Genomic DNA, 17064 nt, shown 5'->3' with positions numbered 1-17064 from the left:
CCCTAGGAGACCCCGGTGCCGGGTGGGGCTCAGCGGCGACCGGTCGGGCTGGGGCTGAGACGGCGGGCGATGTCCTCGGCGGCGAGACGGGCCCGGGCCACGAGCTCGGCGACGTGCTCCGTGCTCGCATCGGGTGTCCGCAGCGTCAGGGCGATCGCCGCGAGCGGCCGGCCGGCGCGGTCGAGCACGGGCACGGCGACCGACGACAGGTCGGCCGTCACGGTGCCCTCCTCGCGGGCGTAGCCGTCGGTGCGCGTGCGGGTCAGCACGCTCCGCAGCTCGCCGAGCGACCGCGGCCCCCCACCGCTGCGCTGCACGAACGAGGCCCGGTCGGGGTAGAGCGCCCGCACCTGCGTCGCGGGGAGGGCGGACAGCATGGCGAGCCCGCTGGCCGTCAGGTGGGCGGGCAGGCGCACACCGACGTCGGTGACGAGCATCGGCTGCCCGGGGGCGCGTTCCTCGAGGAGGTAGATGACGTCGCGTCCGTCGAGGGTGGCGAAGTGGGCGTTGCGGCCGCACTGGTCGACGAGTCGGCGCATGGCTGCCCGCGCGACACGGGCCAGGGGGGCCTGCCGCTGGTAGGCCGACCCGAGCTCGTACGCCGCCTGGCCGAGCCCGAAGCGTCGCTCCTCGACGTAGTGGGTGACGTAGCCGCGGCTGTGCAGCACCTTGAGCAGGTGGTAGACCGAGCTGCGGGGCAGGCCGAGGTCGCGGGCGATCGACGCAGCGGGCACCGGCTCGGCGTGGCGGGAGAGGTGCTCGAGGACGTCGAGCGCGTTGGCGGCGGCGGGGGCGTTGGACATGTGGGCCACCTCCGGTCCGCGATCGAGGAAGTCTCGCATCCGAGACAATTGTCCTCCCTCGCGGGCCGACGCGCCAGCCGTTCGGCGGTTCGATGGGTCCATGAACGCAGCACCCGCCACCGCCCACTCGGTGACCGGCACCGTCACGGTCGGCACCGGTCCGCTCTCCCTCGAGGACGTCGTCGCCGTCGCCCGCCACGACGCCCGGGTCGAGCTCTCCTCCGATGCCGAGGCGGAGATCGCCCGCAGCCGCACCGTCATCGAGGACCTCGCGAACGACACCGTCGCCCACTACGGCGTCTCGACCGGCTTCGGCGCGCTCGCGACCCGCCACATCCCGACGGCGCTGCGCGCCCAGCTGCAGCGCTCGCTCGTGCGCTCGCACGCCGCCGGCGCCGGTCCCGAGGTCGAGCGCGAGGTCGTGCGCGCCCTCATGCTGCTCCGTCTGTCGACCCTCGCGACGGGCCGCACCGGCGTCCGCCTCGAGACCGCGCGGACGTATGCCGCCTTGCTGAGTGCCGGCATCACCCCCGTCGTGCACGAGTACGGCTCGCTCGGCTGCTCCGGCGACCTCGCGCCGCTGTCGCACTGCGCGCTCGCCGCGATGGGCGAGGGGCCGGTGCGCCTCGCCGACGGCACGCTCACCGACGCGGCAACCGCCCTGGCGGACCACGGGATCGAGCCCGTCGTCCTCGCCGAGAAGGAGGGCCTCGCCCTCATCAACGGCACCGACGGCATGCTCGGCATGCTCGTGCTGGCCATCCACGACCTGCGTCACCTGCTCAAGGTCGCCGACGTGTCGGCCGCGATGAGCGTCGAGGGCCTGCTCGGCTCCGACAGCGTCTTCGCGCCCGACCTGCACGCGCTGCGCCCCCAGGTGGGTCAGGGGGACTCGGCCGCGAACATCCTTGCCGTCATGGCGGACTCGCCGATCCGCGAGTCGCACCGCACCGAGGAGTGCACCCGCGTGCAGGACGCGTACTCCCTCCGCTGCGCGCCGCAGGTGCACGGTGGCGCCCGCGACACGGTCGAGCACGCCGCCCGCGTCGCCGCCGCCGAGCTGGCCTCGGCCGTCGACAACCCCGTCGTCACCACCGACGGCCGGGTCGAGTCCAACGGCAACTTCCACGGCGCCCCGGTGGCCTACGTCCTCGACTTCCTCGCCATCGTCGCGGCCGACGTCGCGTCGATGTCCGAGCGCCGCTCCGACCGCTTCCTCGACCAGGCCCGCAACCACGGGCTCCCGCCCTTCCTCGCCGACGACCCCGGCGTCGACTCGGGCCTCATGATCGCGCAGTACACCCAGGCCGCCATGGTCTCGGAGATGAAGCGTCTCGCCGTCCCCGCGTCGGTCGACTCGATCCCGAGCTCGGCCATGCAGGAGGACCACGTGTCGATGGGCTGGTCGGGTGCCCGCAAGCTGCGCCGTTCCGTCGACGCGCTCGGCCGCGTCCTCGCCATCGAGGTGCTGACGGCGGCGCGCGGCATCCAGCTGCGGTCCCCGCTCGAGCCGTCTCCCGCCACGGGCGCGGTCATCGCCGCGCTGTCCGCTCGCACGAACGCGGCCCCGGGGCCCGACCGCTTCCTCGCCCCCGACATCGAGGGCGCCCACGGGGCGGTGACCGACGGCGACGTCCTCGCCGCCGCCGAGTCCGTCACCGGCCCGCTCCGCTGAGCGACCCGGCACACCAACGTTTTCCACCTCGAAGGAGAGTGACATGGAAGGTGCACGACCCGTCCGCGCAGCGCGTGGGACGACCCTGACGGCGCAGTCGTGGGCCACCGAGGCCCCACTGCGGATGCTCATGAACAACCTCGACCCCGAGGTGGCCGAGCGCCCCGACGACCTCGTCGTCTACGGCGGCACCGGTCGCGCCGCCCGCGACTGGAAGTCCTTCGACGCGATGGTCCGCACGCTGACCACGCTCAAGCAGGACGAGACGATGCTCGTCCAGAGCGGTCGTCCCGTCGGCGTCATGCAGACGCACGAGTGGGCGCCGCGCGTCCTCATCGCCAACTCCAACCTCGTCGGCGACTGGGCCACGTGGCCCGAGTTCCGCCGCCTCGAGCACCTCGGCCTGACGATGTACGGCCAGATGACGGCCGGGTCGTGGATCTACATCGGCACCCAGGGAATCGTCCAGGGCACCTACGAGACCTTCGCGGCCGTCGCCGAGAAGCGCTTCAACGGGACCCTCGCCGGAACGCTGACCCTGACCGGCGGCTGCGGCGGCATGGGCGGCGCGCAGCCGCTCGCCGTCACGATGAACGACGGCGCCTGCCTCATCGTCGACGTCGACCCGGCCCGCCTGCACCGGCGCGTCGAGCACCGCTACCTCGACGAGGTCGCGACCGACCTCGACGACGCGATCGAGAAGGCGATGGCCGCCAAGCGCGAGCGCCGCGGCTGGTCGGTCGGTGTCGTCGGCAACGCGGCCGAGGTCTTCCCCGAGCTGCTCCGACGGGGTGTCGAGATCGACATCGTCACCGACCAGACGTCGGCGCACGACCCGCTCAGCTACCTGCCCGAGGGCGTCGACGTCGCCGACTGGGCCGAGTACGCCGAGAAGAAGCCCGAGGACTTCACCGACCGCGCCCGCGCCTCAATGGCCAAGCACGTGAAGGCGATGGTCGAGTTCCAGGACGCCGGCGCCGAGGTCTTCGACTACGGCAACTCGATCCGCGACGAGGCCCGCCAGGGCGGTTACGACCGCGCCTTCGAGTTCCCCGGCTTCGTGCCCGCCTACATCCGCCCGCTCTTCTGCGAGGGCAAGGGCCCGTTCCGCTGGGCCGCGCTCTCGGGCGACCCGCGCGACATCGCCGCGACCGACAAGGCCGTGCTCGAGCTCTTCCCCGACAACGACCGTCTGCACAAGTGGATCCGGGGTGCGCAGGAGCGGATCGCCTTCCAGGGCTTGCCTGCCCGCATCTGCTGGCTCGGCTACGGAGAGCGCGACAAGGCCGGCCTGAAGTTCAACGAGATGGTGCGCACGGGCGAGATCTCGGCGCCCATCGTCATCGGGCGCGACCACCTCGACAGCGGCTCCGTCGCGAGCCCCTACCGCGAGACCGAGTCGATGGCCGACGGCTCCGATGCCATCGCCGACTGGCCGCTGCTCAACGCGCTCGTCAACACGAGCTCGGGCGCGAGCTGGGTCTCGATCCACCACGGCGGCGGCGTGGGCATCGGCCGGAGCCTCCACGCCGGTCAGGTCTCCCTCGCCGACGGCACCGACCTCGCCGCGCAGAAGCTCGCGCGCGTCCTGTCGAACGACCCCGGCATGGGTGTCATCCGCCACGTCGACGCCGGCTACGACATCGCCGACCACGTCGCGCACGAGCGCGGCGTCCGCATCCCGATGCAGGAGGGCTGAGAGGGCGTATGCCGTCCGGTGGGGTCGTGCGGACCGCTCAGCGGGGGCGGCGCACCGTGATCGGGCCCTTCGCGTGGTCCGGGTCGATGACCCGGCCACCCTGGATGATCTGGGCGCGCCCGGCGCCGACGAGCCGTCGGGCGGCGTTCCGGGCGGGCTCGACGAGCGCCTCCCAGTCCGCGCCGCCGACCTTTCGAGCCGCCTCCGACGGGTCGACCGTGGCCGAGGCGGCGTGCGCCCTGACGAGCTTGGTCAGGGCATCCTCGAGCTCGATGTCGACCGGGGTCAGGCCGTGCTTGCGGCAGTTGTCGGAGCACCAGCGCACCGTGGCCCAGTCGCGCTCCCAGGCCTTGCGCCACGTGATCGTGCGACCGCATCGAGCGCACGGTTTGGTGGGCAGCGGGGTGCGTGACATGTGCACAGTCTGCGCCCTCCGGGGCGCGGGGGCGTCAACGGTCCTTGCGGACCTCCTCGTCGGAGATGTCGGCGACCGTCGCCTCGAAGAGGCGGATGACGTCGTCGCCGTTGACCGTGAGGCCGATCCCGTGGCCGCCACCGCCCAGCGAGATGCGGCGCCCCACGAGGTGCGTGTCGGCGATGACCGGCAGGCGCGCGGCCGAGCCGAAGGGCGTGATGGTGCCGCGCTCGTAGCCGGTGACAGCCTTCGCGGCCGCGGCGTCGGGCATCGAGATGCGGTTCGTGCCGAGCAGGGCACGCACCTTGGCCCACGAGAAGGTGCGGTCACCGGGTACGAGGACGAAGACATGGTCGTCCTCCGCCCGTCGCACGACGAGGGTCTTGATGAGGTCACGCGGCTCGATGCCCCGTGCGGCGGCCGCCTCCTCGAGGCTCGAGACGCGCCCGTGCCGGGTCACCGTGTGCTCGATGCCCGCCGCGAGGACCGCGTCGACCGCCGGCGTGCGGATCGGCGGTTCCAGGCCCGAGTCACTACGCTCGGCGGTGTCATCACGGTCAGGATCCATGGGACAGAGCCTAGTTACAGAGCCGGAGGCAGACGCCGGCGTTGCGAGGAGTGGTGATCGAGGTGACGACGACGAGCTTCGACCGGATGTGGGCTGATCTCGAGCCGGTCGGTCGCGACGCCGGTTCGGGCGGCTACCGGCGCTACGCGTGGACCCGGACCGACCACGACCTGCGGGAGTGGTTCGCCGCCGAGTGCGCCACCCGGGGCCTCGACCTCGTCGAGGACCGGGCCGGCAACCAGTGGGGATGGTGGGGCGACCCCGACACGACGCCCGGCGTCGTCATCGGCTCACACCTCGACTCCGTGCCCGACGGCGGCGCGTTCGACGGCCCGCTCGGGGTCGTCAGCGCCCTCGCGACCGTCGATGCGCTGCGGGACGCCGGTTTCGAGCCTGACGTGCCGCTCGGTGTCGTCAACTTCGTCGACGAGGAGGGAGCCCGCTTCGGCATCGCCTGCGCGGGGTCCCGCATCATCACCGGGGCTCTCGACGCCGACCGGGCCCGCTCCCTGACCGACGCCGACGGCGTGTCGGTCGCCGAGGCCTGGCGCAGCGCGGGGCGGGACCCCGAGACGCTCGGCCGCGACGACGAGGCGGTCCGGCGCGTCGGCCGCTTCGTCGAGCTGCACGTCGAGCAGGGCAAGGCGCTCGCGCTCGCCCCGGACGGGAGCGAGGACCTCAGCGACCCAGGCCGCGCCGTCGCGATCGGCACCGACATCTGGCCGCACGGCCGGTGGCGCGTCGACATCCCCGGTGAGGCCAACCACGCCGGCACGACGCGCATCGCCGACCGCCGGGACGCGATGATCGGGCTCGCCACGGTCATCCAGGCGGCCCGGTCGTATGCCGTGGGGCTGGGCTGCGTCGCCACGGTGGGCAAGGTCGACGTCATCCCCGGCGGCGTCAACGCGATCCCGAGCCACGTCACGGCCTGGCTCGACGTCCGCGGGCGCAGCGAGCACGTCGTGCACGCGGCCGTCGACGCCGTGTCGTCGGAGGCCGGCCGCCTCGGCGCGACGACGACGCCGGAGTCGTGGACGCCGACGACCACCTTCGACACCGATCTCGTCGGGAGGCTGCGCGGGATCCTGCCCGACGCGCCGCTGCTCGGCACGGGCGCCGGGCACGACGCAGGCATCCTCGCGACGCACGGCGTCCCGAGCGCGATGCTCTTCGTCCGCAACCCCACAGGAGTTTCACACTCACCCGCCGAGCTCGCGAGCACGGATGACTGTCACCATGGGGTCACGGCCCTGACAGCCGTCGTGACCGAGCTGTGCACAGGGAAGGACCACGAGTCGATGAGCGACGCCCGATGACTGCATTCTGGTGCGAGAGTGCCTGGCTCACAGGAGGTTTCGCGCGGCGGGTCCGCCTCGTGACCCACGACGGCCTCTTCAAGGAGGTCCTCGTCGACGCCGACCCCGAGCCCGACGACGTCCGCCTCGCCGGCGTGACGCTGCCCGGCATGGCCAACGCGCACAGCCACGCCTTCCACCGCGCCCTGCGAGGCCGGGTCAACGGCGGCGGCGGCAACTTCTGGAGCTGGCGCGAGCAGATGTACGCCGCGGCCGAGCAGCTCAACCCCGACACGTACTTCGCGCTCGCGCGGGCCGTCTTCGCCGAGATGGTGCAGGCCGGGATCACCGTCGTGGGGGAGTTCCACTACGTCCACCACCGTCCCGGCGGGCACCCCTACCGCGACCCGAACGCCATGGGGCTCGCGGTGCGTCAGGCTGCCGACGAGGCCGGCATCCGGCTCACGCTCCTCGACACCTGCTACCTCGAGGGCGGCCTCAACGGGGGCGGCCACGTCGAGCTGCACCCCGGCCAGCGCCGCTTCAGCGACGGCACCGTCGAGGCGTGGGCCTCCCGGATGTCCGAGCGCCGCCCCGAGACCGACCGCGTGCGGCTCGGTGCGGCCATCCACTCGGTCCGCGCGGTCCGCCGCGAGGACCTGCCGCGGGTCGTCGAGGCGGCCGGCGACCTGCCGCTGCACGTGCACCTGTCGGAGCAGCACGGCGAGAACCTCGCCTGCCAGATGTTCTACGGCGCGAGCCCGACCCAGCTGCTCGACGAGGCTGGTGCCCTCGGAGCCCACTCGACGGCCGTGCACGCCACGCACCTCGAGGACCGCGACATCGACCTGCTCGGCGGCACCGGGACGGGCGCGTGCTTCTGCCCGACGACCGAGCGCGACCTCGCCGACGGCATCGGCCCGGCGCGGGCGCTCCACGACGCGGGCAGCCCGCTCTCGCTGGGCTCGGACCAGCACGTCGTCATCGACCCGTTCGAGGAACTGCGGGGTCTCGAGATGCACGAGCGGCTCGTCACGAACGAGCGTGACCGGTTCTCGGCCAACGACCTGCTCCTTGCGGCCTCCTTCAACGGCTACCGCTCCCTCGGCTGGTCCGACGGCGGCCACCTGAGCAAGGGGGCGCTCGCCGACTTCGTCACGGTGCGCACCGACACGGTCAACACCGCGGGCGCCGCGCACGACCAGATCATCTACGCGTGCGTCGCGTCCGACGTGTCGACCGTCGTCGTCGGTGGCGACGTCGTCGTCAGCGACGGCCACCACCGGATGGGCGACGTCGGCCGGATGCTCGTCGGCGCCATCGACCGCGTCGCGGGAGGGGTCGTCGGAGGGGTGCACGCGTGAGCCTGCTCCTCACGGGCATCGCGGAGCTGACGACGAACGACCCGGCCCGCGGTGACGGCCACTCCGACCGCGGAGACGCCCTCCTCGGCGTCGTCCGTGACGCGGCCATCGTCGTCTCGGCCGACGGCCTGGTCGAGTGGGTCGGACCGGCCGACGAGGCCCCCGACGCCGACACCCGCCGCGACCTCGGCGGCCGCGCGGTCATCCCCGGCTTCGTCGACTCGCACACGCACCTCGTCTTCGCCGGTGACCGCTCGGCGGAGTTCGCGGCGCGCATGACCGGCACGCCCTACGACGGTGGCGGCATCGCCGTCTCGGTCGCCGCCACCCGGGCCGCGAGCGACGACGAGCTGCGAGCCCTCGTCGCGGCCCGGGTCGCCGAGATGCGCGCCCAGGGCACGACGACCGTCGAGATCAAGAGCGGCTACGGCCTGACCCTCGACGACGAGCTGCGCAGCCTCCGCATCGCCCGTGAGGTCACCCCGCACACGACCTTCCTCGGCGCGCACGTCGTGCCACCCGAGTACGCGTCGGACCGAGCGGCCTACGTCGACCTCGTCACGGGCCCGATGCTCGACGCGGTCACCGCGGACGGGTCGACGAGTCTCGCGGAGAGCATCGACGTCTTCTGCGAGCCGCACTCGGCCCACGCCTTCGACGGCGACGAGGCGCGCACGATCCTCGAGGCGGGCCGCGCGGCCGGACTCGCCCTCCGCGTCCACGGCAACCAGCTCGGCCCCGGCCCGGGCGTCCGCCTGGCCTGCGAGCTCGGCGCGCGCAGCGTCGACCACTGCACGTTCCTCGACGACGCCGACGTCGAGGCGCTGGCCGCCGCCCGGGGCACGACCGTCGCGACCCTGCTGCCGGGCGTCGAGTTCTCGACGCGCTGGCCCTACCCAAACGGGCGGGCCCTCATCGACGCCGGTGTGGACGTGGCGCTCGCCTCCGACTGCAACCCCGGCACGTGCTACTCGTCGTCGATCCCCTTCGCCATCGCCCTCGCGGTGCGCGAGATGGGGATGACGCCCGCCGAGGCGCTGTACGCCGCGACGGCCGTCTCGGCGCGATCGCTCGGCCTCGACCGTCGGATCGCCCCGGGGCAGCCGGCCGAGGTGGCCGTCATCGACGCGCCGAGCCACCTGCACCTGGCCTACCGGGCCGGGGTGCCGATCGTGCGAGCGCTCGACCTCTAGGAGCCGGCGGCGTCGTCGGCGGGGTGCTCGCAGCGCAGCACCGAACCGGGCCCGGGATGGATGATCCCGGTGTGCCCGTCGGACCACTCGACGACGTAGGGCGGGCCGCCGCCCTCACCCTTCACCTCCAGGATGGTCCCTTCGCGCGTGCTCTGACCGACGTGCTCCGCGGCCATCGTGATGCGGTCACCGACCCGTGCCTCCATGGCACTCCTCCTCGCGCTGGGTGTCCTCCAAGGACACCACCTCTTCGCCCCGGCGGGAAGGACTTCGCGGGCCGAGTGACCGACGAGACCTCAGTCGAGCAGGACGCGCTCGCCGAGGCGCGGCACCGAGACAGCACAGTCGAACCGCTCGCGTATGCCGTCAGCCAGCGCCCGCGCGGCCGCGGGCTCCCCGTGGACGACGTGGACGCTCTCCGGAGGGTGTGGCATCTCGCCGATCCAGGTGAGCAGCTCGTCGGCGTCCGCGTGCACCGAGAAGTCGTCGAGGGTGACGACCTCGGCTCGGACCGGCACGTAGCGCCCGGCCATCTTCAGCTCGCGCGCCCCCTCTTGCAGGTCGCGGCCTCGGGTGCCGATGGCCTGGTAGCCGGTGAGCAGCACGGTGTTGCGCGACTGGGGCAGCAGGTGGCGCAGGTGGTGCACGACGCGTCCGCCGGTCGCCATGCCGGAGGCCGACACGATGATGCAGGGGGTGCCCGGGGTGTTGAGCCGGATCGACTCCTCGGCGCTGTGCGCGGTCCGCAGACCGGACAGGCGGCGCAGCCGGTCGAGGGCGCCCGGTCGCACCTCCGCTGCGTGGGTCGGGTCGCGGTAGATGTCGAGGGCCGCGAGGGCCATCGGGCTGTCGACCCACACCGGCACGTCGGGAATCGCACCACTCGCGACGAGGTCGGCGATGGCGAGCAGGACGATCTCGGTGCGGTCGACGGCGAAGGCCGGCACGACGACACTTCCGCCTCTCCTGATCGTGCGCCGGATCGCGTCGGCCATGACGTGGTGCTCGGGGTCGACCTCGGGGTGTGCGCGGTCGCCGTACGTCGACTCGACGACGACGGTGCGGGCAGCCGGCGGTCGGGCCCGGGGCAGCAGCACCGGGTGGTCCGGCCGCCCGAGGTCACCGGAGAAGAGGACGCTCGCCCCGTCGACCTCGACGAGCACGCTCGAGCTGCCGAGGATGTGGCCGGCGGGCACGAAGGTCACGGTCGCCCCGTTCGAGCCGCCCACGCGTACTGCTGCGTCGTCGCCGACGGGGCGCAGTGCCGCGACGGCCACGTCGGCGTCGTCGACGGTGTAGAGCGGCAGCGGCGGGTCGTGCCGCGACCAGCCTCCCCGTCGGGCGCCCTCGGCCTCCTCCTCCTGCAGGTGCGCGCTGTCGCGCAGGATGACGGCCGCGAGCGCCGCGGTCCCGGACGTCGCGTGCACCGGCCCATCGAAGCCGCCCCGGACGAGCGCCGGCAGGTAGCCGCAGTGGTCGAGGTGGGCGTGGGTCAGGGCCACGGCGTCGACCGAGGCCGGGTCGACGGGAGGCGGCTCCCAGTTGAGCGACCGCCAGCGCCGCTCGCCCTGGTAGAGGCCGCAGTCGACCATGAGTCTCGCGCCCTGACCCTCGACGAGGAACTTGCTGCCGGTGACGGTCCCGGCCGCGCCGAGGAACGTCAGTGCCGGCGCCGGTCCGTGCCGCTCGGGTCTCCCGTGACTGCCCATGGCCCCTCCTCGGGTCCACCTCCATCGTCCTCCCGGCCCGGAGCCGACGACCCGGGTTCGGGGCGTGACGATGGAGACACCGAGCCGTCCGTGCGCGCGTTTCGGTGCCGGCATCTGCGACCACGGTCTGACGACCCGACCCCGTCGTCCTCGTAGGCTTCGGGACGTGAGCGAGGGGAGCGTCTACGACTGGCTGCAGCGCCGGCCGCTGCTCCTCGACGTCCCGCTCGCGGTCTTCCTCGCGCTCCTCGGGCTCGTCGTGCTCGGCGAGGGTCAGGGCATCGGCTGGGCGGTCGTGGGCCTCGCCGACCTCGCCCTCATCTGGAGGCGTTCGCACCCGGCCACGGCGTTCGCGGTCGTCAGCATCGCGCTCGCGATCCGGGTCGTCCCGACGAGCAGCCTGCTGCCCGGCGACATCGCCTTCCTCGTCGCGCTCTACTCGCTCGCCGCCTACGACCGTCGCCGCGCCGTGCGCCTCGCCGGTCTCGGCGTCGCGGCGCTCGGGTCGGCCATCGCCGGTGCACGGTTCACCGCCGTCAGCGGCCGCGTGCCCGGTCCCGGCGAGTTCATCTTCACCTTCGTCGCGTGCGCCGCGGCCTCCCTCGCGGCGTGGGCGCTCGGCGACCTCAAGCGCGCTCGCCTCCAGCGCCTCGCCGACCTCCAGGACCGCGCCGAGCGGGTCGAGCGCGAGCGCGAGCAGGCCCTCCGGCTGGCCGCCCAGCAGGAGCGCGCGGCCATCGCCCGCGAGATGCACGACGTCGTGGCTCACGCGCTGTCGGTCATCGTCGTGCAGGCCGACGGCGCCGCGTATGCCGCCGAGCGCAGTCCCGAGGGCGCGCTCGCCCGGTCGGTGGGCGCGCTCGAGACCATCGGGTCGACGGCCCGGGACGCCCTCACCGAGACCCGCCGTCTCGTGGGCGTGCTGCGCGACCCGGAGTCGGGCGTCGAGCTCGCACCGACGGGTGGGGTCGCCCAGCTCGACGACCTCGTCGCAGGAGTCCGCGCGGCCGGGGTCCCGGTGACGCTGACGGTCCGCGGCACCGAGCGCGCCCGGCCCGTGGGGCTCGACCTCGCGGCATACCGCGTCGTCCAGGAGGCGCTGACCAACGTCATCAAGCACGCCGGTCCGGCCGCGGGCGCCGTCGTCGACATCGAGCAGACCGACGAGGTGCTGCGGATCTCGGTGTGCGACGACGGGGTCGGTGCGCGCAGCGTCGACGACGGGCGCGGCCACGGGTTGCCGGGCATGCGCGAGCGGGTCGCCGTGCACGGTGGCACGCTGACGGCCGGGCCGCGTGCAGGAGGCGGCTTCGAGGTGCTCGCGACGATGCCGACGGAGGGGCAGCGATGACCGACCGGCCGACCCGGGTCATGATCGTCGACGACCAGGCCCTCGTGCGGGCGGGCTTCCGCATGGTCCTCGACGCCGAGCCCGACATCGACGTCGTCGCGGAGTGCGCCGACGGGCTGGCCGCCCTCGACGCGCTGCCCGGCCGCGACGTCGACGTCGTGCTCATGGACATCAGGATGCCGCGGCTCGACGGCATCGAGGCGACGCGCCGGGTCGTCGAGCGCGGCGACACCCCCAAGGTGCTCGTCCTGACGACCTTCGACCTCGACGAGTACGTCTACGCGGCCCTGCGGGCGGGGGCGGCCGGCTTCCTGCTCAAGGACGCCGGCCCGTCGGAGCTGCTCTCGGCGATCCGGGCCGTCCACACCGGCGACGCCGTCGTCGCCCCGGGCCCGACCCGGCGGCTGCTCGACCGCTTCCTGCCGGTCCTCGCGAGCCCGGCACAGCCGTCCGGCCTCGAGCGGCTCGACGTGCTGACCGAGCGAGAGCGCGAGGTGCTAGAGGCGGTCGGCAAGGGCCTGAACAACACCGAGATCGCCGCGACCTTCTTCGTCGCCGAGGCGACCGTCAAGACCCACGTCGGGCGCATCCTCGCCAAGCTGGGACTGCGCGACCGGGTGCAGATGGTCGTGCTGGCGTACGAGACGGGGCTCGTCCGCGTCGGCGACGCCTGAGGGACGTCGCCTCGGGGGTCAGCGGCCGCCGGTGGCCTTGTCGATGGCCTTCTTCGTGGCGCGCTCGGCCTTGGCCTTGCCCTTGGCGACCTTCTTCGAGGCCTTCTTGTCGGTGGGCGACACCTTCTCGTCCTCGAGAGCCTTGGGCAGGTGACCGGTCGAGCGGCGGTAGTAGCTCGCGGCACCGCGCTCGACGGCGACCCGAGCCGTGGCCACGGCCATCGACGAGAGCGCTGTGAAGAGGATGACGTCGCGGGTGCGCTCGCGCTCGAAGTCACCCTTGACGGGCACGTTGCGGCCGGTCGCGAGCTTCCAGCCCTTCTGCGTCGCGTCCGTCGCGATCTTCGTGGCGAGGATCGTCGAGCCGACGCTGAGGATCTTCCACACCGGCCCGCCGAGCGGCGTGCGGGGTGTGGCGGCGTCCTCGGCCTTGGCCTTCGCCCTGCCGAGCGCCTTGGTGGCCTTCTTCGAGTCCTTGGATCCCATGCCGTGACTGTACCCACGTGCTGCGGAGTAGAGTCACCCCGACAACTGAAGAGCACCACCCACCCATCACGACAGGGGAGCGCGTCACGCGCTGAGAGTGCGGCAGCCCGAAGGGCCGAGCCGCAGACCCTCGAACCTGCTCCGGTTAGCACCGGCGAAGGAAGTCGGTATTTCTCAGGCCACCGCACGGCACACGTCATCGACGCGTGCCGTCCGGCTGGCTTCCCCCAGGTATCCACACGTATCCACTGGAACCCGGGAGACACACCATGTCCACGACCATCACCGCGAGCGGTCCCCTGACCCGCTGGCGCACCATCGACCTGCTCACCTGCGCCTTCCTCGGCGTCGCCTTCGGCGTCGCGTACTGGGCCTGGGGGCTCGTCTACGCCGTCCCGTCGAACGCCGTGTCGGCGGCCTTCCCGCCCCTCGGCGCCCTCTTCAACTGGCCCTGGCTCGTCGCCGGCATCGTCGGCATGCTCATCATCCGGCGCCCCGGCGCGGCCGTCTTCACCGAGCTCCTCGCGGCCGTCGTGTCGGCGCTCATCGGCACGCAGTGGGGCCTGACCACGCTCGTGTCGGGCCTCGTGCAGGGCCTCGGCGTCGAGCTCGGCTTCGCCGTCTTCGCGTATGCCGTCTACAGCTGGGCGCCGCTGCTGCTCGGTGGCTTCCTCGGCGGCGCGTTCGAGGCCGTCTACGAGTGGTACTCCTACTGGACCGACTGGGGCTGGGGCTACAAGCTCTCCTACCTGCTCCTGCTCGGTGCGTCCGTCGCCGTCCTCGGCTCGCTCCTCGCCGTCGGCCTGACGCGCCTCCTCGCGGCCGCGGGTGCGCTCAACCCGTTCCCGCCGGGCCAGGAGGTCCGGGAGCAGCGGGCCGTCTGACCCGTCGGGGATGGAGGCGCCGGTGGCACGAGAAGCCGAACACCTCGACGCGCGGTCGCCGTCGGTGTCCTCGGGCGTCGGCGTGCGCGTGGAGGACCTGACGTGGAGACCCTTCGGGCGCTCCCGACCGGTCCTCGACGGCCTCGACCTCACCCTCGAGCCCGGCGAGCGCGTGCTGCTCGCCGGGCCGAGCGGGTCGGGCAAGTCGACCCTGCTCCGGGGCGTCGCCGGGCTGCTGCTCACCGCGGACGCCGGCGAGCTCTCGGGCACGGTCACCGTGGGCGGCCATGCGCCACAGGAGGTTCCGGGATCGGTGGGCCTCGTCCTGCAGGACCCGGGTGCGGGCACCGTCGCCTCGAGCATCGGTCGTGACGTCGCCTTCGGCCTCGAGAACGTCGTGCTGCCGCGGGACGGGATGCCGTCCCGCGTCGCGGCGGCACTGCGCGAAGTCGGGCTGACGATGTCGCCCGAGAGTGCGCCGTCGACCCTGAGCGGGGGCGAGTCCCAGCGGCTCGCGCTCGCCGGGGCCCTCGTCATGGAGCCCTCGGTGCTCCTGCTCGACGAGCCGACGGCCATGCTCGACGCCGACACGGCTGCGGACGTGCGGGCCGTCGTGGTCGACGTCGTCGAGCGGCGCGGACTCACCTTCGTCGTCGTCGAGCACCGCCTCGACGGGTGGCTCGACCTCGTCGACCGGCTCGTCGTCCTCGACGCGACCGGCTCGGTCGTGGCCGACGGCAAGCCACACGCGGTCCTGACCGCCCACGGTGAATCGCTTGCGGCGCAGGGCATCTGGGTCCCCGGGGTGCCTGACCCCGAGCCGCTGCCCCTCGACCTCGAGCCGGCGCCGCACCCGGCAGCCGGGCGCGTGCCCCAGGGTCGCGTCGTCGCCGCGGCCTCCGACGTCCGGGTCGAGCACCGGAGCCGGCGACTGGGGGAGCGATCCCGCACGACGCTCGCCGTCGACGGCGCCGACCTCGAGGCTCGGGCCGGTCGGTCCCTGGCCCTCGTCGGCCCGAGCGGCGCCGGCAAGTCCTCGCTCATGGCCGCCCTCGGCGGGCTCGTCGAGCCGTCGCGCGGCTCCGTCGACCTCGCGCTGCCGCTCACCCCGGCCGAGACCGGCCACGGCGCCGCCGCGCGGGACCGGCTCGCGCCCCCGCACGAGTGGTCCTCGCTCGACCTCGCGCGCGTCGTCGCCTGGGTGCCGCAACGCGCGGCGACCTCGATCGTCGGCCGCACGGTGCGCGACGACGTGCTCACCACCCCGCTCGCGCTCGGGCAGGAGCCCGAGGCCGCCGGCCGGCGGGCCGACGCGCTGCTCGCGGCGCTCGGGCTCGCGCACCTCGCGCAGGCCGACCCGCGCCAGCTCTCCGGCGGCGAGCAGCGTCGCCTGGCCATGGCGTCCGCCGTCGCGCACGGTCCGGCCCTCCTCCTCGCCGACGAGCCGACGGTCGGGCAGGACCGGCTCACGTGGGCCGCCGTGTCCGGCGTGCTCGCCGCGGCCCGCGACGAGGGCGCCGCCGTCGTCGTCACGACCCACGACCCCGGCGTCATCGACGACGCCGACCGCGTCGTCCGGCTCGCCGCACCCACCCAGCCACCCCCCGACCCGGAGCCCGAGCGGCACCCGCTGCTCTCCCGGGTCGGGCCCCTGGCCCTGCTCGGGGCGGCGCTGTGCGTCCTGCCCCTGCCCGCGCTGCTCGAGACGTGGCGCCAGGGACTCGCCGTCCTCGCCGTCGAGGTCGTCCTCGGCCTCGTCGGCCTCCTCGCCCCGGGCCGGGGCCGTGCGCCGGAGGGACGCCTCCGAGGCGTCCTCGCGCGCCTCGCCCCTGCCGCGCTCGCCGTCGTCGGGGTCGCCTGGTCGGCGTGGCTCCTCGGCGGCCGGGACCTCGAGGTCGCCGCGGCGGCTGCCCTGCGCGTCCTCTGCCTGCTCGTGCCCTCCGCGTTCGTCGTCGGCTTCATCGACCCGGAGGGTCTCGGCGACCACCTCGCGCAGCGGCTCCGTCTCCCGGCCCGGCCCGTCGTCGCCGCGACGGCGGCGCTCCAGCGGCTCCAGTCCTTCGACACCCTGTGGGGCGAGCTCATGACGACCCGCCGGGTGCGCGGCATCCGGGCCGACCGCGGGGCCCTGGCCCGTGGCCGCGAGGCGGTCGTCGTCACCGGTGGGCTCCTCATCGGCGCGCTCGGGCAGGCCTCGACGCTCGCGCTCGCGATGGACGCCCGGGGCTTCGCCGAGGCCCGCCGGCGCACGTGGGCGGGTCCAGCGCCGTGGCGTCCGGCTGACACGCTGGCCGTCGGCGCCGGTCTGGTCGTGGTCGCCGCGGCCGTCGCGGCCCGGCTGACGCTGCCCTGACGACTCGCGGGGCACAATGGGCCGCGCACACCTGCCGACAGGAAGGGGCCGCACGTGCCCATGCCAGGCCGACCCCGCACAGCCACGCGGGTCATCCGCACACCCCGGGCGCATGCCGTCCCGACCGTCGCGCTGGGCCTGTCCACCTCGCTCGTGCTCGCGCTCGCGGGGTGCGGCCAGCCCGCGCCGTCGTCGCCGGACGACTCCGTGGCCCCGACGGTGAGCGTCCCCGTGCAGCCGACCATCACGGCCGAGACCCCGAGCGACGACGTGCCCGACCCGGTCGACACGACCGACCCCGGCGACGGTGGCCTCTTCGACGCGGCCTCGAGCCTCACGGGCGCGACGTGTGCGCCCTCGGGTGAGTCGTGGAGCTTCACCGGCACCCTCACCAACTCCGACACGCAGGAGCACACGTTCACCGTGGCGGTCTTCATCGTCAAGAGCTCCGACGGCTCCGACGTCGCCAGCAAGGAGGTCGACGTCACGCTCGCCGCCGGGGCGACCGCGCCGGTCTCCATCAAGGACTTCCACACCGGGCCGAGCAAGGGCGTCGAGTGCCTGAGCGGCGTCACCGTGAAGGGCCTCTGAC

At 73.8% G+C, this 17064-nt stretch carries 16 protein-coding genes and 1 riboswitch; of the genes, 10 read left to right on the top strand and 6 right to left on the bottom strand.

Annotated elements, in window-relative coordinates; translation table 11 throughout:
* Window positions 1-29 precede the first annotated feature (29 nt).
* The gene (locus AB4Z14_RS16445; RefSeq protein WP_442276134.1) at window positions 30-803 is read right to left on the bottom strand and encodes an IclR family transcriptional regulator; all 774 of its coding nucleotides are present in this window, start codon (window positions 801-803) and stop codon (window positions 30-32) included.
* Between the two features lie 100 nt (window positions 804-903).
* Between AB4Z14_RS16445 and hutH the strand changes: the two genes are divergently transcribed.
* On the top strand, window positions 904-2478 hold the full coding sequence (gene hutH, locus AB4Z14_RS16440) for a histidine ammonia-lyase (RefSeq protein ID WP_442276133.1): 1575 nt from the start codon (window positions 904-906) through the stop codon (window positions 2476-2478).
* Between the two features lie 43 nt (window positions 2479-2521).
* A complete protein-coding gene (gene hutU / locus AB4Z14_RS16435) occupies window positions 2522-4177 on the top strand; it encodes a urocanate hydratase (RefSeq protein WP_442276132.1) in 1656 nt (551 codons plus the stop codon).
* A 37-nt stretch (window positions 4178-4214) separates the two neighbouring features.
* Here hutU and AB4Z14_RS16430 read toward each other — a convergent pair whose 3' ends face one another.
* The gene (locus tag AB4Z14_RS16430; protein ID WP_442276131.1) at window positions 4215-4592 is read right to left on the bottom strand and encodes a DUF3253 domain-containing protein; all 378 of its coding nucleotides are present in this window, start codon (window positions 4590-4592) and stop codon (window positions 4215-4217) included.
* 34 nt (window positions 4593-4626) lie between these two features.
* Entirely contained in the window at window positions 4627-5160 is a 534-nt protein-coding gene (locus AB4Z14_RS16425; RefSeq protein ID WP_442276130.1) for an aminoacyl-tRNA deacylase, read from the bottom strand.
* A 53-nt stretch (window positions 5161-5213) separates the two neighbouring features.
* On the opposite strand from AB4Z14_RS16425, the gene AB4Z14_RS16420 reads away from it, so the two are divergent.
* From AB4Z14_RS16420 to hutI, 3 genes are read left to right on the top strand one after another with little or no spacing between them, the layout of a single operon-like run.
* On the top strand, window positions 5214-6479 hold the full coding sequence (locus tag AB4Z14_RS16420) for an allantoate amidohydrolase (RefSeq protein ID WP_442276129.1): 1266 nt from the start codon (window positions 5214-5216) through the stop codon (window positions 6477-6479).
* Window positions 6476-7822: a formimidoylglutamate deiminase gene (locus tag AB4Z14_RS16415; protein WP_442276128.1), complete on the top strand. Its 1347-nt coding sequence runs from the start codon at window positions 6476-6478 to the stop codon at window positions 7820-7822. Before AB4Z14_RS16420 ends, AB4Z14_RS16415 begins: the two co-directional genes overlap by 4 nt.
* Window positions 7819-9015, top strand: a complete 1197-nt coding sequence (gene hutI, locus AB4Z14_RS16410; protein WP_442276127.1) for an imidazolonepropionase — start codon at window positions 7819-7821, stop codon at window positions 9013-9015. The genes AB4Z14_RS16415 and hutI overlap by 4 nt, the downstream gene beginning before the upstream one ends.
* On the opposite strand, the gene AB4Z14_RS16405 is transcribed toward hutI, so the two are convergent.
* Both AB4Z14_RS16405 and AB4Z14_RS16400 read right to left on the bottom strand, forming a co-directional pair.
* Complete coding sequence (locus tag AB4Z14_RS16405) at window positions 9012-9221, bottom strand: DUF1918 domain-containing protein (RefSeq protein WP_056772237.1); 210 nt, start codon at window positions 9219-9221, stop codon at window positions 9012-9014. The genes hutI and AB4Z14_RS16405 overlap by 4 nt on opposite strands.
* A 90-nt stretch (window positions 9222-9311) precedes the next feature.
* On the bottom strand, window positions 9312-10724 hold the full coding sequence (locus tag AB4Z14_RS16400) for an MBL fold metallo-hydrolase RNA specificity domain-containing protein (protein ID WP_442276126.1): 1413 nt from the start codon (window positions 10722-10724) through the stop codon (window positions 9312-9314).
* A 166-nt stretch (window positions 10725-10890) separates the two neighbouring features.
* On the opposite strand from AB4Z14_RS16400, the gene AB4Z14_RS16395 reads away from it, so the two are divergent.
* Together AB4Z14_RS16395 and AB4Z14_RS16390 are read left to right on the top strand one after the other, a co-directional pair.
* Entirely contained in the window at window positions 10891-12075 is a 1185-nt protein-coding gene (locus tag AB4Z14_RS16395; RefSeq protein WP_442276125.1) for a sensor histidine kinase, read from the top strand.
* On the top strand, window positions 12072-12749 hold the full coding sequence (locus AB4Z14_RS16390; protein WP_442276124.1) for a response regulator transcription factor: 678 nt from the start codon (window positions 12072-12074) through the stop codon (window positions 12747-12749). Before AB4Z14_RS16395 ends, AB4Z14_RS16390 begins: the two co-directional genes overlap by 4 nt.
* A gap of 18 nt (window positions 12750-12767) precedes the next feature.
* Here AB4Z14_RS16390 and AB4Z14_RS16385 read toward each other — a convergent pair whose 3' ends face one another.
* On the bottom strand, window positions 12768-13235 hold the full coding sequence (locus AB4Z14_RS16385; RefSeq protein ID WP_442276123.1) for a DUF4235 domain-containing protein: 468 nt from the start codon (window positions 13233-13235) through the stop codon (window positions 12768-12770).
* Window positions 13236-13298: 63 nt separating this feature from the next.
* Window positions 13299-13415: riboswitch (TPP riboswitch) on the top strand.
* An 89-nt stretch (window positions 13416-13504) separates the two neighbouring features.
* On the opposite strand from AB4Z14_RS16385, the gene AB4Z14_RS16380 reads away from it, so the two are divergent.
* From AB4Z14_RS16380 to AB4Z14_RS16370, 3 genes are read left to right on the top strand one after another with little or no spacing between them, the layout of a single operon-like run.
* Window positions 13505-14119 carry an ECF transporter S component gene (locus AB4Z14_RS16380; RefSeq protein ID WP_056772225.1) on the top strand — a complete coding sequence of 205 codons (615 nt, stop codon included), beginning with the start codon at window positions 13505-13507 and terminating at the stop codon, window positions 14117-14119.
* A gap of 22 nt (window positions 14120-14141) precedes the next feature.
* Complete coding sequence (locus AB4Z14_RS16375) at window positions 14142-16472, top strand: ATP-binding cassette domain-containing protein (protein WP_442276122.1); 2331 nt, start codon at window positions 14142-14144, stop codon at window positions 16470-16472.
* 54 nt (window positions 16473-16526) lie between these two features.
* A complete protein-coding gene (locus AB4Z14_RS16370; protein WP_442276121.1) occupies window positions 16527-17063 on the top strand; it encodes a hypothetical protein in 537 nt (178 codons plus the stop codon).
* Window position 17064: the final 1 nt, after the last annotated feature.

Source organism: Terrabacter sp. 2TAF16, from assembly GCF_052115065.1.
Taxonomy (GTDB): domain Bacteria; phylum Actinomycetota; class Actinomycetes; order Actinomycetales; family Dermatophilaceae; genus Terrabacter.
Note: the sequence above shows the minus strand (reverse complement) of the source record. Positions and strands in the feature narration are given on the sequence as shown.